Consider the following 21,079-nt stretch of genomic DNA (forward strand, 5'->3'; position numbering starts at 1 on the left):
AATTAAACGAGTCTTTTTATTAAGTCTTCTCTTTCGCCGTATAACATATCAATTACCGGCAATTCTATCATGGTATAAGCACCCGGCTTCTGTTTGAAGCTTGCACGAGCTACAGACACAAGGATTTGTGCTGTCAGTGCAGGATTATTAATTTTCATATCAAATTCGATCAACTGGTTCTGTGTCTTTCCGGAAACACCTTTACGAACCAGATTGACTCCGTGCCCCATATCCAGTAAATTGTCTACAGACTCTACCTGCATAACATGTGTTTCGTCATGGGCAAAATATTCGTCTGATTTAATGGCGGCAGCTACCTGCTTGAAATCATAACCGTCTTTTACCTCTATATATACCATACGACGATGAACACCGGTGCCCAAAGGTATAGTCATACTCAAAGCAGCTTTTACGCCATCAATTGCTTTTACAGCCACCGTATGTCCCATACTCATACCAGGGCCGAAATTGGTGTAAGTAATTCCTTTCGGAACCATAGCTTCCAACAGCGCACGAACCACAGAATCACTTCCCGGATCCCAGCCGGCTGAAATGACAGCTACCGTATTATGTGCCTTTGCCACTGCATCCAATGAACGGCGCAGGTCTGCAATCCCACCATGAATATCATAGCTATCCACCGTATTAATTCCAAGCGACAAAATTTCTTTGGCAAACTCTTCCACCTTACGTGTAGGAGTAGCTAATACGGCTACATCCACCTTATCTAACTTCGTAATGCTATCTACAACGGCATAAGCCTTCAATTCGTCAGGTATATCTTCGGGGTTACGACGTACAACACCTGCCACTTCAAAATCGGAAGCAGCTTCCAGGGCCTCTAATACATACTTTCCTATGTTGCCATATCCAACAATGGCGGCTCTAATCTTCTTCATACTTTGTTTTTACTTTTCAATCAGCTGCAAAGTTAATCATTATTAAGCACTAAAAGTAAGGCAAGATGTTGTTTTTGTTTAAAAAGGGAAGAGGCAACAATCCAACCATTAAAAAAAAGATCCCGATCATTTTACAAAACCATCGGGATGATTTGAAAAAATGATCGGGATCTTTTCAAAAAAGGTTAAATATATATCCGCTTATTTTCTTACAAAGTCATTTGGGAAAGTTGTCTCCTGCTCTACTCCTGCTTTAGTACGAATCCATGAACGGAAGGAACGTTCGCCTTCTTTCATTTCAATAACACGGGCACCATTCGGCACATGGTTGTATTCTGTATTACCTCCTGTGAAACGTCCGTAAGCCAACAAAATCCCTTTCCAGTAAACAGCATAATCATCATCATGATCATGGCCTACAAATACCCCCATGACATCCTTACTTTGTTTCATAGCCGTAAAAAGACCTGAGTTCAACGGAGAACAGCAAACTACTTCCTTGCGAATGCCATACATACAAGAAGCCATGTCCGAAGCAGCCTGGGCATATTCGGGCAATGCTATATGGAAGAACGCCAAAGCAGGAAGAACCTCACCTCCATTGTTTTTTGTAAAACCCGCACTGCGGTTCAGATACCAGTTTATCTGATCAAATTTGATATAATCATATCCATCTACACCTTCCAGACCACTATAAGCATTAGAGTCAAAACAATACAGAACTGCAGCCGTTTTATTTCCATCCGAAGATTTAACCGGCAAAGCACAATTTCCTGTGCCGGATATTTCGGGGACCTCATCTACAGTGATATTATAAGGCATATCCGCAACAGCAGCAAACAATTGATCGTTCGTCATCCCCTGTTCATGATCATGATTACCAAAAGTAATAGCAAAAGGTATTTTACGGTCGGACACGGTCTTCAGCACATTCCGCAAATTCTGGTCAGCAGGTTTGCTGTAAATTATATCACCGGTAAAAACTACCAGATCCGGTTTTTCGACATCCAGCACTTGGTTCATACGTTCAAACGCAATGTCGGAACGTTGATCCTGCCACACAACGTGTAAATCAGTAAATTGTACGATTTTAAACGTTTTATCTTTGTTGAATTTCAGTTCCGGCTTCTGGGCATATCCCAGAGAACAAACGCCCAGGCACAATAAGCCTAATGCAACAATTTTCTTTAAATCCATTTCCTACGTATTTTATATAAGTTTGTAATATGTTACTCTATCATTTTCACCCATTTCTCCCCACTCGAACCTGCAGCAACCATTGTCTCAATAAATTGCATGCCGCGTACGCCTTCCTCCACTGAAGGGAAATCCGAATATTCCAACTTTGGGACTTCTCCTTTTTGTAAAGATCGCAATGCCAAAGAAAAATTCCGGTATATATTGGCAAAAGCTTCCAAATAACCTTCGGGATGCCCGCCTGGAACCCGTGAATTATGAGCGGCAATAGCCGACATATACAAGTTTGATGTACGGACCATCTCTGCCGGACGACCGGGATAACGAAGAATCATAGTATTCGGTTCTTCCTGACGCCATTCCAAACCGCCTTTTTCACCATATATCCGTATTGTCAAATCGTTTTCTACTCCTGCCGCAATCTGGGTGGCTGTTAACACGCCGGCAGCTCCGCCTTCATAATGAATAAAGGCGGCACCGTCATCATCAAGACGGCGGCCAGGCACAAACGTATTCAATTCCGCACATATTTCAATTGCTTTCAATCCGGTTATATATTCCGCCAGGTTAAAAGCATGCGTACCGATATCACCCATACAACCGGCTTTTCCGGAACGCTTCGGATCTACACGCCAAGAGGCCTGCTTATTGCTTCCGGCACAATCATCATAAAGCCACCCCTGTATGTAAGAGACATAAATACGGCGAATTTTACCTAAATCGCCCCGCCGTACCCGCAACCGGGCTTCTTTAACCATCGGATAGCCGGTATAAGTATGGGTCAGGGCAAACAACAGGCCTGTATCTTTAACCTTTTGTTGCAACGATTTAGCTTCTTCCAAAGTAAAAGTCACCGGTTTATCCAACACCACATGGAAACCATGTTCCAATGCCAACATTGCCGGGTCAAAATGAAGATGATTAGGCGTAACAACCGATATAAAATCCATACGTTCACCTACAGGAAGAGAGGCTTCCTTTTCTATCATCTCTTTATATGTATTGTAAATACGATTTTCTGGCAAGAACAAAGAAATACCTGTACGTCTGGAGTTTTCGGGATCGGAACTAAAACATCCGCAGACCAATTCTATCTGTCCGTCCAGGTTAGCCGCCATGCGATGAACAGCTCCAATAAAAGAGCCTTCGCCCCCACCTATCATTCCCATCCTAAGTTTGCGATTCATGGTATTAACACTTTACACTACGATTAATTTCACGAGGTAAGCAAAACTAGATAAAAACAAAAGACCACTCTAATTTTCCGGCTTAATATTTTTTAAATACAGAAATAAATGCTTCTTTTGTAAGCATATTTATATTAATCATTCCAAACTATGAAAAAGAGAACGTTACTGGCTTTGGCCGGTATTTTTTATCTGGCTGGTTGCCAAGCTTTGGATTCCGATGCCATTAAGACAGGTGAAAAACAATATCCAATCCGGTTTTCACTCCAGCTAAAAGAAGAAATCGTATCATTTCCATCCGTACGAAGCATTCCGGACTTGTCAATTCCTGATCCAATTAAAACAAATAAATCTTCGGAAGCAGGCGACAATCTTTTCAACAAAATCGAATATATCGTATATGACAATTCCGAAAATCCTGAAAAATTTATCCGGCATAAACAGTTCACTTCGGCAGATGACGACTTTACCATTATTTATGATTCTCTTCCTGCAGGAAATTATAAAATAGCATTTCTCGCCCACTCTTCCGAAGTTGTTGAACTTTCCGGGAACATGTTTAAATCAGATCAAGTTTCAGATGCATTTCATGTTTGCGAAATAATATCTGTAGGAACTAACGATATCAATAAGAGCATAGAGTTAAAGCGTGTTGTCAGCCGGATAGAATTTGTATCGGAAGAAATGGTTCCTGCAACACTAAAAAGTTTCGACATCGAAGTCAAACCTTATTTTAACCAGATTAATATTTTCACAGGAGAAGGTGCTACACAAACAAATACATATACTTTCCCTCACCTGTTTACGGATGAAGAAAAAGGTACAAATAATTTTACACATAGCTTCTATACATTCATACCTTCCGGCGACCAAACAATATCCGCAACCTTAATTGCGACAGGCAATGATGAATCGCAGCATAAAAGGGAAGTCGGCAACATCACTCCTGTAATCAATAAAATCATTCGATATAAAGGAAAACTTTACTCACCGAAGAGTCCGGACGAAACATTCAGTTTAAGCGTTATAAATAATGGAGCATGGGATCAACCGGACAATGATATTCCTTTAGAATAAACAAAAAGTCAATAAAACCCTACCCAAGCCTGCGATTTTTAACGCATCCCTGGGTAGGTTTGCATTCGATTAATGCCCCAGTTTAGAAGCCGGATTTGCTGTTGCAGCACGATAACTCTGGAATGTAACCGTTAATGATGTAAGCAAAGCGATTATTAATAATGCTGCGATAAATACCCATAAATAAATAGGTGTCTTATAGGCAAAACTTTGCAACCATATATTTACCCCATAATAAGCAACAGGAATTGAAATAACGAAACAAACGAGTGTAGCCCGAAGAAAAGAAGAGTTTAACATCCAAAGAATCTGTCGAACTGTAGATCCAAATATCTTACGTACAGCAATTTCTTTTTCCCGGCCTTGTAATTCAAAAATAACCAACCCGAATACTCCGACCAAAGATAAAAACACCGCCAGAAGACATAGGATGGTAACCAATGCTCCTTGTTTTTGACTTTTATGGTAAAGCTTATCCAATACCGAATCAAAAAAATGAATATCGACCGGATATCCAGGCATTAACTCTTCTGTCACTTTGTGGATATGTTCGATCGCCGCCCGCGGATCTCCTCCGGCAATTTTCACATACGAATATCTTTCCGGTACCGTATGGCGATAATGATTCTTAGCCGATACCCAAAGCCCCAGCGGACGCAATTGCCTATACAAAGATTCATAGTGAACATCTTCAAAAATACCTACGATCTGCACCGGTATGTTATTATCAGAAATGTTTGTACCTACTATATCCGAGAGATCATTTATTCTTCCGGAAGTAAAACGGGAAGCTATATCCTTTGCCGCAGTTTCACTTAAGATACAGACAGGTTGACTATTACCCGGAGCTTCATCCGACGGACGGAAATATCGGCCGGCAATCATTTTAATATCCATTAATTCAGGGAAGCGAGAAGAAACACCAAACCAACTCATATAAGAATGTTGCCCCTCATAGCTATATCCTATAAAGGAACGGGACTCGTCCGAAACAAATTTAAACTCACTAAAGGCCACATCTCTGATATCCGGGCTTTCCAAAAGGCGGGCTTTGAACAGTTCACTTTTATTCAATGCCGCTCCCATACTTAATCTTACTTCCATGATATGGTCCTTATTAAATCCCAAATCAACATTTCCTATATATTTGTTTTGCAAAAAGACGAACAACGAACCGACAACCAATGTGATTGAAATAACAAACTGAAATCCGATCAGCAATTTCCGAGTATTCTTCGCTCTATCACTAAGTGCGAAAGTTTTATTCAGAGCCATCACCGGAGGGAAGGAGGTGATATAAAAAGCGGGATATATTCCGGCACACATACCACATCCTATCACAATTAATGACGTCATCGCTAAAATCCTCCAGTTGGAGAATAAATCTAACCGATGCCCCAACATATCTGCAATCCATTGAACATCACTTAAAAGAAAAACAAAAAACAGAGCTATAAAAAATGCCAGTACGGTAATTATTAAAGATTCCAGAACAAGATATCTCCGAAGCGTAGCATCCGAACTACCCAATACTTTTTGAATAGTAATCGACTTAGTGCGTATCGGAGCCAATGCAATAGAAAGGTTTATATAATTAACCATCGCAATACCAATAATCAGGACGGCTACAAAAAATAACATATTCGTCCTTAACTTATTGCCGACAGGAGCCGCATCTGCGCGTACCTGCTGGCCAAAATAAAGTTCAGTCAAAGGTCTGAGACGAATATCTTCAATCGCGAAATTTTTAAGAAACTCCTTGTTATTGGTCATATATTGATCAATGGTTGCAGGAACTGCTTCAGGAGATGACATCAACAGGTAACAATAATATGAACCGGTATTCCAATCATGCATCATTTCTTTTTCCATGATTGGAATATACAACGCATTTTTCAAACGGGTATTTCCCGGAAAATCACGATAAACCCCGCCGACTATATATGCCGGCTCAAAATGGAGTCCATATATGTCTGTACCTTCAGCACTTTCAAATTCTGAAAAGTAAACAGGTTTACCAACCGGATTACCTTCACCGAAAAATTTCCGGGCCATACTTTCCGATATCAATACCCCATCCGGATGGTTCAGGCAATCCGTACTACCGGCAACCATCTCAAAACCAAAAACTTTTGTATATCCGATAGTTATTCGTTCCACTTGTTCCATATAGCTCTTACCATCAACTTCTTTGCTGGTAGAAACACCTAAACGGACAGAGGAGTAAACCAGATTATTTGTAATAGCAGCTGCTTCTATACCGGGTGAAGCCGCAATAAAACGTTCAAGCTGTGGGCGCGAGAAATTAGCTTCCCATATCCCATCATTACGCATATTCTCTAGTTGAAATATTCTCTCTCTATCGGGTATAGATACATCAAAATTATATTCATAACTTACATGTATCCAAATCAGAATAAATAATACAAAAGCAAAACTCAACCCCAAAAGGTTAGTGGCTGTAGCCAACTTATAACGCGTTAGAACGTAAAGCAAATTTCTGAATGTACTTTGCATATTTAATTAATTTAGTTTTACCTGTAATAGCTATGACTTTATTCATAAATAATCAAAAAGTATGCCAAAACAAACAAACTATTAATTATCAACACATTAATATCACATATCACATTCAAAGGTGTCTAATTATTTGATAGTTGTGTAAAGAAATTAGACACTTTAGATATTAAACAAACTTGCCCAAGATTACGCTAAACTTGGGCAAGATTTTGCAGATTACACCAGGAGACGATTTTAAATTCATCCCCTTTTCTTATATAATCTTTTATTATTCAATTAAAAACAAAGCGGAAAAGCCAGTAACATCAAACACCTCTCTGATATCGTCATTCAGACCGTATAAACGCAATACTCCGTTTCGATGGGAAATTTTTTTCTGTAACAAAAGAAACACTCTCAATCCGGAACTACTTATATATTTAAGATCAGAACAATCCACTTTTACTTTCAAAGCCGTTCCGTTAAGAACAGGTTCTATTGTTTTTTCAAAATCAGCACTGCTATTCGTATCCAATCTACCGGAAACAATTACTACAACTTCCGGTCTTTCCGTAACTGTTACTTTCATATTACCATTCATATATTATGCTTTTATTTTTTTCTTCATAATCAAAACATTCTGTTTCTTTTCTCTCCTATAACTCACCTCATCCATTATCTGCTTAATTAAAAAGATCCCTAATCCGCCAATAGGACGTTCTTCTGCAGACAAAGTAATATCGGGATTTTCGCGTTTGGTAGGATCAAAAGCAATACCCGAATCTGTTAACATCAGGGTCAGCCAGCCTTTGTCATATGACACTACAATATTTATAGAACAACCTTTTTCGCCCGGTTTATATGCATAAAAAATAATATTGGATACTGCTTCTTCCAGAACCAGATTTAGTTTCATCCGGAATGCAGACGGCAGATGGAACTCTTCATCCACGACCTCCAGAAAATCATTTATCCGGTCTAATTCCTTAATATCATTTTCAATACACAATGTCTTTTGCATATATTCCCGAGTTTGGGGCTAAAGGTATCAAAAAAATAATTCCTTCCGAGAGAAAATAAAATTTCTTTCGGAAGGAATTATGATTTCTAGCGGATGTAGTAGTCTCGCCGGGAATCGAACCCGGATCTAAAGTTTAGGAAACTTCTATTCTATCCATTGAACTACAAGACCATTCCTTATTGGTGCGGCAAAAGTATAATCTTTTCCGCAAACTGGCAAGTATTCAAAGAGCAAACTACCTAATCAAACAGACTTTGCAACACCGAAAAAGATTTTATCTCCGGGAACTCCGGCAAATGCAACCGGTAATATTCTAATATACGCTCAATAATACGTACACGATCTTTACGGGAGAAGGTGAATAAGGACATATTTTCAAAGCTGATTTTCAACAAACGGGCAAATACCAGGCTCTCTTCCCTGTTCAAATAATGACGGTGCATTGGTATTGAATCTATAAAAACCCCATTCAACATATCGAAATAATATCCCTGATTATGGGAATCCGCATTCGGATAAATACCTAAATAATATAACAGGCGAAGCAAAAAAACAAGATGAAAATTGGCAACTCCTTCTTCCGAATACTCCAACATTTGAATGGATTCATAAAGAAATCCAAACAGGCGGGCATCGGGTTCCGTATCTTTCACTACCCGGAAAAGAACCTCCGATAAGAAAAGAGCCAGCACATTTTTCACGGGATTGCAGAAAAGCGCTGTAAGCGGATAACATATTTTTGTTTCTTTAATCCGGTGCAAATCCCGCTTATTAAGATGCTCCACCTCCATTTCCAAGACGGACAAAGGCATAAACAGTGCTTTGGAAACCGTGCTTTTCTTTCCCCGGTTACGCGCAACCAGATAAGAAGCCCGTCCAAAAGCCTCCGTATACATATATATAATAGAATACTTATCGTTATACGGAATAGAATGCAAAACAATTCCCCGTGTTTTACTCAGCATAAATTTATATCTTTGTAGAGCAAAGATACAAAACAACAAACTATTATGTGTATCATCAGTTACATAAAAAAGAACAGATTATGTTAGATCTTACCACTCCATCATTATTGTTTTCGGCCATATCGCTCATATTGTTGGCGTACACAAACCGGTTCCTGTCGTATGCAAGTGTAGTACGCAACCTGAAAGAAAAGCATCAACAGACACACGATCCGAAGGATTTTGCCCAGATAGCTAATCTGAGGAAAAGGCTTTATCTTACACGTTCCATGCAGATACTGGGTATTCTTAGTTTACTCTTTTGCGTCATCGCTATGTTCTTTATCTATATTTCATGGCAAATAATTGCAGCATGGATATTTGGTGTTGCACTCCTGTTATTAGCAGCGTCATTATGCGTATGCATCTGGGAAATAAATATTTCCGTAAAAGCATTGGAAATACATTTAGAGGATTTAGGTTCTAAATAGAAGTTAAAACAAATACTTCTATTAAAATTTCCTTTGAAATGTTTTGGTAGTTTGACGAGATGATCTATCTTTGCACTCGCAATCGAGAAATCAACATTCTCAGAGTGCTAAAAGTGAGAGCTTTGACAGTTTGGCCCGTTCGTCTATCGGTTAGGACGCAAGATTTTCATTCTTGAAAGGGGGGTTCGATTCCCCCACGGGCTACAATAAACAAGATTAAAGAATAAATAGAGAGGATATCTAAGAAATGGCAAATCACAAGTCATCAATCAAAAGAATCAGACAAACAAATGCAAAACGTTTGCATAACAGATACTATGCAAAAACTGCAAGAAATGCAATGAGAGTTTTGCGTGCTACCGAAGACAAGAATGAAGCTCAGGCTCTGTTCCCGAAGGTATGCTCAATGTTGGATAAACTTGCCAAGAAAAACATTATTCATAAGAATAAGGCAGGTAATCTGAAGTCAAAGTTGGCTAAGCATGTCAACAAACTTGCACAAGCATAAGGTAAATACTTTATATAAAGTGTGAAGCCGGACTCTATTAAGCCCGGCTTTTTTAAACCTGACGGCCCGTTCGTCTATCGGTTAGGACGCAAGATTTTCATTCTTGAAAGGGGGGTTCGATTCCCCCACGGGCTACCCGATAAAGAGGACAAAGTTTAAATTTTGTCCTCTTTACGTATTTATAGTTACTGTAATTATTGTCGTTATTTTTTCATCCCGAACTGCCTAAAAAAACGGCGACACATACCAAGGAGAATTTCCTCAAATCCCAGCTTGCCATCTTCGGCATAAGTAATCAAATGCTCCTGTTCCATCCGGCAAAGACAATGAAGTATACCGGTACAAAATAAAATATAAACATGAGTACTGGTTACCAAGACCAAACGGATATTCCGAAGCGGAAGTGGAGATATCTTACTTCACGGTAAAATCAGATGCTTTTCGGACAGTTCAAATGTACATAAGGGTGGCACGAACATTTAATATCAGTGATCAAAAATTTCCAGTTTTTCGCTTCTGATAATTAAATGTTCAAAAAAAATGCTGCCGGATGTCTTCCTCCTGACAACAACAGCAAAGATACTATAATTAATAAATAAAGAACACCTGCCTAACAGAAAGTTTACCCCGTTGCCTATCCTTTTCAACCGGGTTGCCTACCTAAAATACCCTCGAAAGGGTTTTCAGTATTTTCACACACCGAAAGGACTACCATGTCAATTATTTTCACTATATTTGTTAGCTTTTTATAGGCAGATAATTACTGATTAAAACAATATAAACTCATGAGTGAAGAAATTAAGAATACTGCTAACGAATACTCGGCAGACAGTATTCAGGTGCTTGAAGGGTTAGAAGCCGTACGCAAAAGACCGTCTATGTACATTGGTGACACCAGCGAAAAAGGGTTGCACCATTTGGTATACGAAGTTGTAGACAACTCGATAGACGAAGCTCTTGCCGGATATTGCTCTAATATTGACGTAATAATCAACGAAGATAATTCAATCAGCGTTACCGACGATGGCCGCGGTATTCCTGTAGATTTTCATGAGAAAGAAGGAAAATCAGCTTTGGAAGTAGTATTAACCGTATTACATGCCGGAGGTAAATTTGACAAAGGTTCTTACAAAGTTTCCGGTGGTCTGCACGGGGTGGGTGTGTCCTGCGTGAACGCTCTTTCCACTTATCTGAAAGCAGAAGTTCGCAAAAACGGGAAATTATACATGCAAGAATTTTCTTGCGGTAAACCTTTACATGATATAGAAATAGCAGGCGATACGGATGGAGTGGGAACAACCATTTCTTTCAAACCGGACGGAAGCATTTTCAGTGTCACCGAATACAAGTACGATATTCTGGCAACACGTTTACGCGAACTTGCTTTCCTGAATGCCGGTATTACGCTACATCTGACGGATAAACGCGTAAAGAAAGAAGACGGGACTTATAAATCCGAAACTTTCCATTCGGAAGAAGGCTTGAAAGAATTTGTCCGTTACATAGACCGCTCCAAAGAAAAGTTGATCCAGGATGTTATTCATATCGTGACTGAGAAACAGGGCATACCCGTAGAAGTGGCCATGACTTACAATACGTCCTACAACGAAAGCGTATTTTCTTACGTTAACGACATCAACACGATAGAAGGAGGTACTCACCTGGCTGGTTTCCGCCGCGGTTTGACCCGTACGCTAAAAAAATACGCAGAAGATTCAAAATTGCTGGAAAAGGCAAAAGTTGAAATCCAGGGAGACGATTTCCGCGAAGGTCTTACCGCTGTCATTTCTATCAAAGTAGCAGAACCCCAGTTTGAAGGACAGACAAAAACAAAACTGGGCAACAGCGAAGTAACCGGAGCCGTAGATCAGGCCATCGGTGAAGCACTGGGATATTATCTGGAAGAACATCCGAAGGAAGCCAAAATAATTGTAGACAAAGTAATTCTGGCAGCACAAGCTCGTCAGGCTGCACGTAAAGCCCGCGAACTGGTACAACGTAAATCTCCAATGACAGGTGGAGGTCTTCCGGGCAAACTGGCAGACTGCTCATCTAAAATTGCTGCTGACTGTGAGTTATTCCTTGTCGAAGGAGATTCTGCTGGTGGTACGGCCAAGCAGGGACGCGACCGTAACTTCCAGGCTATTCTCCCGCTTCGTGGTAAGATTCTGAATGTCGAAAAGGCAATGGATCATAAAATATTTGAAAGTGAAGAAATCCAGAATATTTTCCGTGCCATGGGAGTTACCATCGGAACAGAAGATGACCCGAAAGCTCTAAATATGGATAAGATACGTTACCACAAGGTAATTATCATGACCGATGCCGATGTGGACGGAAGCCACATTGCAACATTGATCCTGACCTTCTTCTTCCGTCGTATGCGTGCTCTGATAGAGAACGGATATGTTTATCTGGCTACTCCCCCGCTCTACTTATGTAAGAAGGGTAAAGTGGAAGAATATTGCTGGACGGAACAACAACGACAAGCTTTCATCGACAGATACGGTAATGGTAATGAAAATCAGATCCACACCCAACGTTACAAAGGTTTGGGAGAAATGAACGACCACCAATTATGGGATACAACAATGAATCCGGATAACCGTACTCTGAAGCAGATCACTATCGATAATGCCGCCGAAGCAGACCAGATATTCTCTATGCTTATGGGTGAAGATGTTGGCCCGCGCCGCGAATTTATTGAAGACAATGCAACATACGCTAAAATTGACGCCTAAACAGTTGACAGTTGACAGGTGCGCAAGTGGTATTTTAACTGTCAACTGTCAATTGTCAACTTAAAAAGAATATGAATATGAAGATCCGTCGTCCGAATTTAGAAACCTTATATAGGGAAGTTGATCAGTTTATACCGTTAAAAGGAAGCCTTCAACCTCCACGCATAGGAATTTCGGCTAATCGGAAAGACGGACTTTCCTGTATAGCCGAAACATACGTACAATCCGTACTGGCAGCCGGAGGAGCTCCGGTTCTTATTCCGGTCATTACGGATCTGGCAGCACTAACAGCTATCATTTCCAACCTGGACGGGCTATTAATGAGCGGAGGTGGAGACATCAACCCGCTTTATTTGCTTGAAGAACCGATACCCCAGCTACAGGATGTGGACACATACAGGGACGAATTCGACTTGATCCTGCTCCGCCTTGCAATCAACCGCCAATTGCCTATTATGGGCATATGCCGCGGGCATCAACTTATCAATGTAGCATTCGGAGGCAGTATTTACCAGGATATTCATTCGCAAAGCGACCATAAATTATTAAAACACAGCCAGAGTCTGGCACGTGAATTTGCTTCGCATACCGTCAGTCTGGACGAAAGCGAAAGCAAACTCGGCAAGATATTAAAGGAAGACCCGATACTCGTAAACTCTTTCCATCACCAAGCAATAAAGGAAGTTGCTCCTGAGTTTATCGCTACGGCAACGGCTCCCGACGGAATCAACGAAGCGATAGAACATCCGGAAAAAACAATTTTCAGTGTACAATGGCATCCTGAAGCCATGGCACCAAATGGTGACGAACAGATGCTGAAGCTATTCAGATATCATGTTGATACAGCCCGTACATTTGCCCGGGCGAAAGAGATTCACAACCGTAACGTCACTATAGACTCGCACACAGACACGCCGATGATATTTCCGGGCGAATTCAATATCGGCATGAAAGAAGGCGGAAAGGTGAATCTTCCTTTTATGGAGGAAGGGTTGATCGATGCGACCTTTATGGTTGCCTATATTCCACAAGGACCAAGAGACGATATTTCTTCACAGAAAGCCACCGACTTGGCAATAAACCGTCTCCTTGAAATCCGCCGCCAGCACATGTTGAACCGTACACGTATGTGCATTGCCCATTCTCCGCAGGAAGTACATGTACTAAAAGCCGCCGGCAAGAAGTCCATTTTACTAGGTGTGGAAAACGGATATGCCATAGGTAAGGACATTGCGAACATTGCACGCTTCAAAGAACTGGGTGTAACTTATATTACCCTTTGCCATAACGGTGATAATGATATTTGCGATTCTGCCCGGGGAAATGGAGAATGGAACGGCCTCAGCCCCTTCGGAAAAGAAGTAATACATGAAATGAACCGGCTTGGTATCATGGTAGACGTCTCGCATGCTGCCGAAAGCACATTCTATGATGCGCTGGAAACCAGCCGTTATCCGATTATCGCTTCCCACTCTTCTGTCCGTGCCCTTTGCGATCATCCGCGTAATCTGACGGATGACCAGTTGAAAGCACTGGCCGAACACCAGGGAGTGGTACAACTCTGCCTTTACAAAGGTTTTATCAATAAAGATTCAGAAAAGGCTTCACTCAGTGATGCCATCCGCCATATCAACCATATCGTAAACCTGATTGGAATAAACCACGTAGGCATTGGTTCTGACTTTGACGGCGACGGCGAGCTAATCGGTTGCCGTGCAACCAACGAGTTGATAAACATCACAGTTCGTCTGCTGGAAGAAGGATATACTGAAAATGAAATAGCTAAAATATGGGGCGGCAACCTGCTGCGTGTAATGAACAAAGTACAATACGGCCCCGATCACGAATAAAAATAATTAACAGGTTATAATCCCAAACTTATGATAAAAGTGGTTTCTATTTTACTAAGTATCATATTGTTTTCATGCGGCCAGAAAGGAACCGGCGAAACAACGGCTCCGGTTGCCGAATTGAAGAAAGCCCCGACAACTATCACTCCTTCCTTCGATGCAGACAGTGCATACGCCTATGTTGAAAAGCAAGTGTCGTTCGGCTACCGTATTCCGAACACGTCGGCTCATAAAGCTTGTGGCAATTATCTGGTCTCCGAACTAAAACGCTTCGGGGCACAAGTATACGAACAGGAAGCAACACTGACGGCATACGACGGAACTCCATTGGAATCGCGTAACATAATCGGTTCCTTCAATCCCGATAAAGAGAAACGCATCCTGCTTTTCGCCCATTGGGACACACGTCCTTACTCGGATCACGATCCCAACCCTGCCAATTACCGGAAACCGCTGGATGGTGCCGACGATGGTGCAAGCGGAGTAGGTGCCCTGTTAGAAATAGCCCGCCAGATGGGAATAAGGACTCCCGACGTGGGAGTAGATATCATCTTCTTTGATGCGGAAGATTACGGAGTACCCGAATTTGCGAAAGAGAAATATGGAGACAGTAGCGATACCTGGTGCCTGGGCAGCCGTTTCTGGGGAAAAAACCCGCATAAACCGGGCTACAAGGCAGAGTTCGGCATCCTGCTCGACATGGTAGGAGCCAAAGATGCCGTATTCTATAAAGAATATATCTCCATGCGCCATGCAGCACGTTATGTGGACGAAGTATGGGAAGTTGCCCGTAAGTTGGGATATGGCAAGTATTTTATCAATGCAAACGGCGGAGGTGTAACAGACGACCATGAAGCTGTTATTGAAGAAACCGGTATTCCCTGCCTGGACATTATCAATTATGATCCGGAATCGGCCAAAGGCTTCAGCGACCATTGGCATACACAGAACGATAACATGGGCAATATAGACAAAAACGTACTGAAAGCCGTAGGCCAAACAGTACTTGAAGTAGTATATAACAGATAAAAGATAGAAGACAATGACAATAAACGAACTTCAGGACAACGTAATAGAGGAATTCTCCGCTTTTGATGACTGGATGGACAAGTATGCGTTGTTGATAGACCTGGGCAACTCCCTTCCTCCGCTGGAAGACAAGTACAAAACAGAATCGAACCTTATTGAAGGCTGCCAGAGCCGTGTTTGGCTGCAAGCCGATTATGTGGATGGAAAGCTCGTTTTCCAGGGCGAAAGCGATGCTGTTATCGTAAAAGGGATCGTTTCCCTCCTGATCAACATACTATCGGATCACACACCGCAGGAGATACTGGATGCCGATCTGTATTTTATTGAGAAAATAGGCCTGAAAGAACACCTATCGCCTACCCGCTCCAACGGCCTGGTTTCCATGGTGAAGCAGATGCGCATGTACGCACTGGCTTTCCGTACGAAAGAAATGGAATAAATCAGAACTGCAGTTCAAGTTGTTCGGGCAATAAGGTAAAGGTCTTACGATGGTAAGGGGTAATACCCAACCGGCGAATCGCTTCACGGTGTGCACGTGTAGGATAGCCTTTATTCTCTGTCCAGAGGTAACCCGGATATTCTTCAGCCAAGCCATTCATATAATCATCACGATATGTCTTAGCAAGAATAGAGGCGGCGGCAATCGAAAGATATTTGCCGTCGCCTTTTATAACTGTCGTATGCCGGATATCCGGATATGGATTGAAGCGGTTGCCGTCTATCAAAAGGTGTTCGGGTTTTACTTTTAACTGCCCTATGGCACGGTGCATCGCCAGAAAAGAGGCATTAAGTATATTGATACGGTCTATTTCTTCCGGCGAAACAATACCCACCGCCCAAGCCAATGCCTCCTGTTCGATAACAGGGCGCAAGGCATAACGCTTCTTTTCGCTAAGCTGTTTACTGTCGTTCATATCTTCATTCTGAAAATCGGGTGGCAAAATAACAGCAGCGGCAAATACCGCACCAGCCAGACAACCACGTCCTGCTTCATCACAGCCGGCCTCTATCCGGCCGGCTTCCATATAGGGTAATAACATACTAACCTGTCTCTTTTCTTTTTGTCCGTTATTTATTCGGGAAGATACAACATATCATCCGGCAACACAGATTCTTTTATCTTACGGCTGGAAACGCCTACTTCCAACATCTCTCCCATATAATCTTCAAAATACAGAACACGCAATTCGTGGAAACCGGCTTTAAGGGCTACCATTCCCTTCCTCTGCCTGTCGTTGTGTCCGCCATCGTTATCCACTACCATATGTCCGTCAATAAACAATTTGGAACCGTCGTCGGAGAAGGTGTAGAAGCGGTAAACGCCATCTTCAGGGATATTGACCAACGTACGGAAATCATAAGCAAAATGATCTTTGGCAGGAGCTTCTTTGATAGAGAAATTTTTCATCGTTCCCTCTTTCAGCTTAGTGCCGGCGGCTATCTGATCGGTCTGTTTAAACTTACCTTCGTAATAAGTATAAGCAACGCCATGCTGTTTAGGTTTTACATTCTTAGCCGGAAGGTAGGTCATCGTTTCCTCGTCTTTTGAATTAAGGCCGGAAGGATAATAGTAAACATATTCGCGGCCGGCAGGGGTAGTGATCCATGTGTCGAATCCGCGCTGTCCTTCGCTTAACTCAATAACACGTCCGCCTCTTACCAGGTCGCCATAGGCATCGGCACCTGTTACGCGACCGTATGCCAAAGCTATATCAAAGTTCAAGCCGATAAAATCGTTGTCGTGGTCGTGTCCGGCAAAGACACCCATAACATCACCCATTTCGATAAAAGAAGCAAACATGCCCGTGTTAATGTCCGGCGAAGCAACGGCGCCTTCGTTCATAACACCCAGCTTCGTATCGGAACGGCCTACTTTATAATATTCGGGAAGCGGAATGTGGAAGAAAGCCAGGGCAGGGTAAGTTTTTCCCTCGTTAGCCTGCGTATATTTTGTACTTTGGTCACGGTACCAGGCAATCTGATCGAAATGAATCCAGTCATAATGGCCATACTCTTTCAGTGTAGGATAGTCGTTGGAGTCGATACAATATAGCAGTGCAGCTATTTTTTGTTTATTCTTCGAGCCATAAACAGGCAAGATATAATTTCCGCATCCGCGGATATTTTCCGGTCCTTTCGCACCAACGAAATAGGGCGACCGGAGCAGCATATCATATATTTCTCCTTTTGCCACAACTTCGGCGTCATGATTCCCCATAAGAACGGCATAAGGTATTTTAGCTCCGTCAAATATATTGATTATAGCTTTCCAACCTTCAACACCCGGAGCCGATGTTACTACATCACCCGTAAGGATTGCCACATCCGGTTGTTCCGCCTTTATCACGGACTGGATAGTTTCTGCCGTTTTTGCAGAATTGGGAGATTTATTGTCCCAGTGTATATCCGTAAACTGAACGATTTTAAACTTACCGTTCTTAAAAGACAACTGCCCGTTATACGCCGACAGGGACAGCGGAAGACAAAGCAGGCAGACAACTGCCAGTAATAAGATTTTTTTCATGGCATTTAATTTTATACATTATAGTAAAAAATACATCAGAACATTTTCCGTACCCGCTCTACTCCGGCAACAAAAGCATCGATTTCTTCCTTTGTGTTATAAAAGGAAAATGAAGCACGAACCGTACCTTCGATACCTAACACCTGCATAAGAGGCTGCGCACAATGATGGCCGGTGCGGACGGCGATCCCCAGGCGATCCAGCAACATTCCCATATCGTAATGGTGGATATTACCTACAAGGAAAGAAATAACAGCCCCTTTATCGACCGCTTGTCCAAAGATGCGCATGCCTTCGATCGCATTCAGTTTATCAGTTGCATAAGTCAGCAGTTCATGCTCGTAAGCAGCAATATTGTCCATCCCCAGGCGGGTAACATAATGCAGAGCTTCGGCCAGGGCTGTGCTACCGATATAGTCGGGTGTTCCGGCTTCAAACTTAAACGGAAGTTCATTAAATGTTGTTTTCTCAAAAGAAACGGTAGCGATCATCTCTCCCCCACCCTGATAAGGAGGTAGTTTTTCGAGCCATTCTTCTTTACCGTACAGGACGCCTATTCCGGTAGGCCCATACACCTTATGTCCGGAAAAGACATAAAATTCGGCATCCAACGCCTGTACATCCACAGCCATGTGCGGAACGGACTGTGCACCATCCACTAAAACAGGAACACCGTTGCGATGAGCCTCTTCTATCATTTCGGCTACCGGATTTATCGTACCCAGCACATTCGAAACATGAGTTACCGACACGAGGCGGGTACGGTCGGAAAAAAGCTTACGATACTCATCCAGCTTCAATTCTCCTTTCTCGTTCATCGGAATCACTTTCAACGTGATGCCTTTCTTTGCAGCTTGTATCTGCCAGGGCACAATGTTGGAATGATGCTCCATGACAGAGACGATCACCTCATCGTCGGCCGACATACATTCGTCTGTAAAGCTTGAAGCAACCAGATTGATGGCTTCTGTTGTGCCGCGGGTGAAGATTATTTCGTTGGAAGAACGAGCATTCAGGAAATGTTGTACCGTGCGACGGGCGTCTTCGTGTGCTTCCGTAGCTGCCTGGCTCAGAAAGTGAACTCCACGGTGGATATTGGCATTTACGTTATAGTAACCGTTTTCAATCTTCTCTACAACACAACGCGGTTTTTGTGTAGTTGCCGCATTATCGAAGTAAATAAGGGGTTTATCATACACCGGATGCCTCAGGATTGGAAAATCGGACCGGATTGCATTAATGTCTAACATAACAATTTTTTATTTAATCGTATAACACGTACCAAAGATACGATGTTTATTTTAACAACGATAATTTATTTATTCATACCTAGGCAACCACATCAAAATTAACTACTATAAAGGCCATTTTATATTCCACATTACCACCTTCCGTTGATCCCAGCATTCGATCTTATTTGAATAGGCAACTATTTTCCGAAAGGTAAGCAACCAAATACTTTTTTACTAACACATCAGAAGCCGTCCAGCGGAACCAACACCGTAGGGATAAGCAACAACATACCCATGACAATAAAAAGTAACAGAATGCGGAAGAACCACTTCACCCACACTTCATAAGGAATGCGTGCCATCCCCAGTGCCCCCATCAGCACGCCAGAGGTGGGTGTAATCATATTCGTGAAGCCGTCGCCAAACTGGAAGGCCAGTACGGTTGCCTGGCGCGATATGCCAATCACGTCGGAGAAGGGTGCCATAATAGGCATCGTGAGTGCTGCCTTGGCTGAACCGGAAGGGATGATAATATTGATAGCCGTCTGGATCAGGTACATCACGCCCAGCGAAGTAATACGCCCCGCTTCTCCCATCAAGGCTGCAAGGCCATGCAGAATAGGGTCAATAATCCGCCCCTCCTGCAAAATCTGGATAATACCACCGGCAAGACCGACCACCAAAGCGGCCGACAACATATCTTTGGCTCCCGTAAGGAACTGGCCAATCAACGTATCTGCATTCTCATTATTGGCAAAACCGGAAAGAACCCCCATCGCCAGAAAGATGGCGGATATTTCCACCAGATACCATCCATACCCCATCACGCCGGTTACCAGAAACACAATGGTAAATCCCAGCAGATTCAAGATAAAAAGCTGGTTGCTTTTGCGCAAAGCTACAAAGCCGGAAAAGGCAAACAGAGCGGAAAACACAGGTATCGCCGGAAAAGAGAGGCTTCCCTCTCCCACAGTAAACGTTGTCTGCGGGTAGTTTACGGAAAAGGCTATCAAGGCAATCATGATAAGGGCATATACAATCCAGGCAGAACGTGTGGTGGGTACCTCCAACGTCTCCCCGGATGCCTCTTCCCCCCGTTCACGCCAATAGGCATCGGCTCCATACATAAGGGAACGCTCCGGATGTTTGTATATCCGGTGGGCATACCGAAGAACAACCACAATCAATATAGTTGTCAATATAACCCAGCAAAACAGACGGTAGCCGAAGCCCGAGAACAACGGCAAATCCGACAAACCCTGTGCAATACCGATAGTAAACGGGTTAAGCACAGCCCCCGAAAAGCCCACATGTGCGGCCACATACACCATACAGAGTCCCGTTATGGAATCATATCCCATCGAAATGGCAAGTGGCACAATAATAATGACAAAAGCCAGCGTCTCTTCGCTCATGCCAAAGATCGCCCCGAAAGCGCTGAACAAAATGATAATGAAAGCTACCACCACATTATTCACCCCCAGCCGACGGAACAGGCCGAAACGTTCAATCCGCCGCGAGTTGCGGAGAAAGGAGAGAATACCGGCATCTATCGCCCGGCTGCTGTTCATAATCTGGAATGCCCCACCTATAATTAACAGGAAGGCGATAATACCCGATTGCTTCTCAAATCCCTCCATCAATGCACCGAACACCTGCCAACTCTGTGGGGAGGCTTCGACAGGATGGAAAGAATGATCAACGATCACCGTACGTTCAGAACCGTTCACCTCCACCGTCTCCCGGGCATATTCTCCGGCAGGAATCACCCACGACAAGGCGGCGCAAATTAGTATGACTACGGAAATAATAGTATAGGTATGGGGAATTTTATTCAGTTGCATGTATATTATATCTGTTATCGTTCGTATCGCGTTTAT

18 protein-coding genes and 3 tRNA genes are annotated in these 21,079 nt (G+C 42.6%); 9 read left to right on the forward strand and 12 right to left on the reverse strand.

Annotation, left to right across the window (positions count from 1 at the left end):
* Positions 1 to 2: 2 nt before the first annotated feature.
* The 3 genes from ACYIB7_RS13575 to ACYIB7_RS13585 form a co-directional block, all read right to left on the reverse strand.
* Positions 3 to 899: a diaminopimelate dehydrogenase gene (locus tag ACYIB7_RS13575; protein WP_099464437.1), complete on the reverse strand. Its 897-nt coding sequence runs from the start codon at positions 897 to 899 to the stop codon at positions 3 to 5.
* A 201-nt stretch (positions 900 to 1,100) separates the two neighbouring features.
* Complete coding sequence (locus ACYIB7_RS13580) at positions 1,101 to 2,096, reverse strand: metallophosphoesterase family protein (protein WP_099464438.1); 996 nt, start codon at positions 2,094 to 2,096, stop codon at positions 1,101 to 1,103.
* Between the two features lie 32 nt (positions 2,097 to 2,128).
* Entirely contained in the window at positions 2,129 to 3,283 is a 1,155-nt protein-coding gene (locus ACYIB7_RS13585; protein ID WP_103982737.1) for a Gfo/Idh/MocA family protein, read from the reverse strand.
* Between the two features lie 150 nt (positions 3,284 to 3,433).
* On the opposite strand from ACYIB7_RS13585, the gene ACYIB7_RS13590 reads away from it, so the two are divergent.
* Complete coding sequence (locus tag ACYIB7_RS13590) at positions 3,434 to 4,360, forward strand: hypothetical protein (RefSeq protein ID WP_480337439.1); 927 nt, start codon at positions 3,434 to 3,436, stop codon at positions 4,358 to 4,360.
* A 69-nt stretch (positions 4,361 to 4,429) separates the two neighbouring features.
* Here the strand turns inward: ACYIB7_RS13590 and ACYIB7_RS13595 are convergent, their stop codons facing one another.
* From ACYIB7_RS13595 to recO, 5 genes are all read right to left on the reverse strand, one after another.
* The gene (locus tag ACYIB7_RS13595) at positions 4,430 to 6,877 is read right to left on the reverse strand and encodes an ABC transporter permease (RefSeq protein WP_480337440.1); all 2,448 of its coding nucleotides are present in this window, start codon (positions 6,875 to 6,877) and stop codon (positions 4,430 to 4,432) included.
* A gap of 271 nt (positions 6,878 to 7,148) precedes the next feature.
* The gene (locus ACYIB7_RS13600; RefSeq protein WP_480337442.1) at positions 7,149 to 7,460 is read right to left on the reverse strand and encodes an STAS domain-containing protein; all 312 of its coding nucleotides are present in this window, start codon (positions 7,458 to 7,460) and stop codon (positions 7,149 to 7,151) included.
* A 3-nt stretch (positions 7,461 to 7,463) separates the two neighbouring features.
* A complete protein-coding gene (locus tag ACYIB7_RS13605; protein ID WP_103982741.1) occupies positions 7,464 to 7,880 on the reverse strand; it encodes an ATP-binding protein in 417 nt (138 codons plus the stop codon).
* A gap of 99 nt (positions 7,881 to 7,979) precedes the next feature.
* Positions 7,980 to 8,051 (reverse strand) — tRNA-Arg (locus ACYIB7_RS13610).
* Positions 8,052 to 8,119: 68 nt separating this feature from the next.
* A complete protein-coding gene (recO, locus tag ACYIB7_RS13615; protein WP_480337444.1) occupies positions 8,120 to 8,845 on the reverse strand; it encodes a DNA repair protein RecO in 726 nt (241 codons plus the stop codon).
* A gap of 80 nt (positions 8,846 to 8,925) precedes the next feature.
* Here recO and ACYIB7_RS13620 point away from each other — a divergent pair, with 80 nt between their 5' ends.
* From ACYIB7_RS13620 to ACYIB7_RS13655, 8 genes are all read left to right on the forward strand, one after another.
* Complete coding sequence (locus tag ACYIB7_RS13620; RefSeq protein ID WP_099464444.1) at positions 8,926 to 9,315, forward strand: DUF2721 domain-containing protein; 390 nt, start codon at positions 8,926 to 8,928, stop codon at positions 9,313 to 9,315.
* Positions 9,316 to 9,447: 132 nt separating this feature from the next.
* Positions 9,448 to 9,519, forward strand: a tRNA-Glu gene (locus ACYIB7_RS13625).
* A 43-nt stretch (positions 9,520 to 9,562) separates the two neighbouring features.
* Positions 9,563 to 9,823 carry a 30S ribosomal protein S20 gene (rpsT, locus tag ACYIB7_RS13630; RefSeq protein ID WP_099464445.1) on the forward strand — a complete coding sequence of 87 codons (261 nt, stop codon included), beginning with the start codon at positions 9,563 to 9,565 and terminating at the stop codon, positions 9,821 to 9,823.
* Between the two features lie 63 nt (positions 9,824 to 9,886).
* A tRNA-Glu gene (locus ACYIB7_RS13635) sits at positions 9,887 to 9,958 on the forward strand.
* Positions 9,959 to 10,608: 650 nt separating this feature from the next.
* Positions 10,609 to 12,564 (forward strand): DNA topoisomerase (ATP-hydrolyzing) subunit B, encoded by a 1,956-nt coding sequence (gene gyrB / locus ACYIB7_RS13640; RefSeq protein WP_099464447.1) that lies wholly within the window; start codon positions 10,609 to 10,611, stop codon positions 12,562 to 12,564.
* A gap of 77 nt (positions 12,565 to 12,641) precedes the next feature.
* Positions 12,642 to 14,414 carry a gamma-glutamyl-gamma-aminobutyrate hydrolase family protein gene (locus ACYIB7_RS13645; RefSeq protein ID WP_103982785.1) on the forward strand — a complete coding sequence of 591 codons (1,773 nt, stop codon included), beginning with the start codon at positions 12,642 to 12,644 and terminating at the stop codon, positions 14,412 to 14,414.
* Positions 14,415 to 14,444: 30 nt separating this feature from the next.
* Positions 14,445 to 15,443: a M28 family peptidase gene (locus tag ACYIB7_RS13650; protein ID WP_103982743.1), complete on the forward strand. Its 999-nt coding sequence runs from the start codon at positions 14,445 to 14,447 to the stop codon at positions 15,441 to 15,443.
* Between the two features lie 13 nt (positions 15,444 to 15,456).
* Complete coding sequence (locus ACYIB7_RS13655) at positions 15,457 to 15,882, forward strand: SufE family protein (RefSeq protein WP_099464449.1); 426 nt, start codon at positions 15,457 to 15,459, stop codon at positions 15,880 to 15,882.
* Position 15,883: 1 nt separating this feature from the next.
* Here the strand turns inward: ACYIB7_RS13655 and ACYIB7_RS13660 are convergent, their stop codons facing one another.
* The 4 genes from ACYIB7_RS13660 to ACYIB7_RS13675 all read right to left on the reverse strand — a co-directional run bounded on the left by ACYIB7_RS13660 (position 15,884) and on the right by ACYIB7_RS13675 (position 21,043).
* On the reverse strand, positions 15,884 to 16,483 hold the full coding sequence (locus ACYIB7_RS13660) for a ribonuclease HII (RefSeq protein WP_103982744.1): 600 nt from the start codon (positions 16,481 to 16,483) through the stop codon (positions 15,884 to 15,886).
* A gap of 32 nt (positions 16,484 to 16,515) precedes the next feature.
* Positions 16,516 to 17,967 (reverse strand): PA14 domain-containing metallophosphoesterase, encoded by a 1,452-nt coding sequence (locus ACYIB7_RS13665; protein ID WP_480337447.1) that lies wholly within the window; start codon positions 17,965 to 17,967, stop codon positions 16,516 to 16,518.
* A gap of 35 nt (positions 17,968 to 18,002) precedes the next feature.
* Positions 18,003 to 19,217, reverse strand: coding sequence for a SufS family cysteine desulfurase (locus ACYIB7_RS13670; RefSeq protein WP_480337449.1), 1,215 nt, complete (start codon positions 19,215 to 19,217; stop codon positions 18,003 to 18,005).
* A 224-nt stretch (positions 19,218 to 19,441) separates the two neighbouring features.
* Entirely contained in the window at positions 19,442 to 21,043 is a 1,602-nt protein-coding gene (locus ACYIB7_RS13675; protein WP_103982747.1) for a YfcC family protein, read from the reverse strand.
* Between the last annotated feature and the right edge of the window lie 36 nt (positions 21,044 to 21,079).

The organism is Parabacteroides sp. KHUB-03 (genome assembly GCF_056640975.1).

Excerpts from the sequence above, each read along its gene's own strand:
- ACYIB7_RS13575 (WP_099464437.1), bottom strand. The coding sequence starts at position 899 with ATGAAGAAGATTAGAGCCGCCATTGTTGGATATGGCAACATAGGAAAG.
- ACYIB7_RS13580 (WP_099464438.1), bottom strand. The coding sequence starts at position 2,096 with ATGGATTTAAAGAAAATTGTTGCATTAGGCTTATTGTGCCTGGGCGTT.
- ACYIB7_RS13585 (WP_103982737.1), bottom strand. The coding sequence starts at position 3,283 with ATGAATCGCAAACTTAGGATGGGAATGATAGGTGGGGGCGAAGGCTCT.
- ACYIB7_RS13590 (WP_480337439.1), top strand. The coding sequence starts at position 3,434 with ATGAAAAAGAGAACGTTACTGGCTTTGGCCGGTATTTTTTATCTGGCT.
- ACYIB7_RS13595 (WP_480337440.1), bottom strand. The coding sequence starts at position 6,877 with ATGCAAAGTACATTCAGAAATTTGCTTTACGTTCTAACGCGTTATAAG.
- ACYIB7_RS13600 (WP_480337442.1), bottom strand. The coding sequence starts at position 7,460 with ATGAATGGTAATATGAAAGTAACAGTTACGGAAAGACCGGAAGTTGTA.
- ACYIB7_RS13605 (WP_103982741.1), bottom strand. The coding sequence starts at position 7,880 with ATGCAAAAGACATTGTGTATTGAAAATGATATTAAGGAATTAGACCGG.
- recO (WP_480337444.1), bottom strand. The coding sequence starts at position 8,845 with ATGCTGAGTAAAACACGGGGAATTGTTTTGCATTCTATTCCGTATAAC.
- ACYIB7_RS13620 (WP_099464444.1), top strand. The coding sequence starts at position 8,926 with ATGTTAGATCTTACCACTCCATCATTATTGTTTTCGGCCATATCGCTC.
- rpsT (WP_099464445.1), top strand. The coding sequence starts at position 9,563 with ATGGCAAATCACAAGTCATCAATCAAAAGAATCAGACAAACAAATGCA.
- gyrB (WP_099464447.1), top strand. The coding sequence starts at position 10,609 with ATGAGTGAAGAAATTAAGAATACTGCTAACGAATACTCGGCAGACAGT.
- ACYIB7_RS13645 (WP_103982785.1), top strand. The coding sequence starts at position 12,642 with ATGAAGATCCGTCGTCCGAATTTAGAAACCTTATATAGGGAAGTTGAT.
- ACYIB7_RS13650 (WP_103982743.1), top strand. The coding sequence starts at position 14,445 with ATGATAAAAGTGGTTTCTATTTTACTAAGTATCATATTGTTTTCATGC.
- ACYIB7_RS13655 (WP_099464449.1), top strand. The coding sequence starts at position 15,457 with ATGACAATAAACGAACTTCAGGACAACGTAATAGAGGAATTCTCCGCT.
- ACYIB7_RS13660 (WP_103982744.1), bottom strand. The coding sequence starts at position 16,483 with ATGTTATTACCCTATATGGAAGCCGGCCGGATAGAGGCCGGCTGTGAT.
- ACYIB7_RS13665 (WP_480337447.1), bottom strand. The coding sequence starts at position 17,967 with ATGAAAAAAATCTTATTACTGGCAGTTGTCTGCCTGCTTTGTCTTCCG.
- ACYIB7_RS13670 (WP_480337449.1), bottom strand. The coding sequence starts at position 19,217 with ATGTTAGACATTAATGCAATCCGGTCCGATTTTCCAATCCTGAGGCAT.
- ACYIB7_RS13675 (WP_103982747.1), bottom strand. The coding sequence starts at position 21,043 with ATGCAACTGAATAAAATTCCCCATACCTATACTATTATTTCCGTAGTC.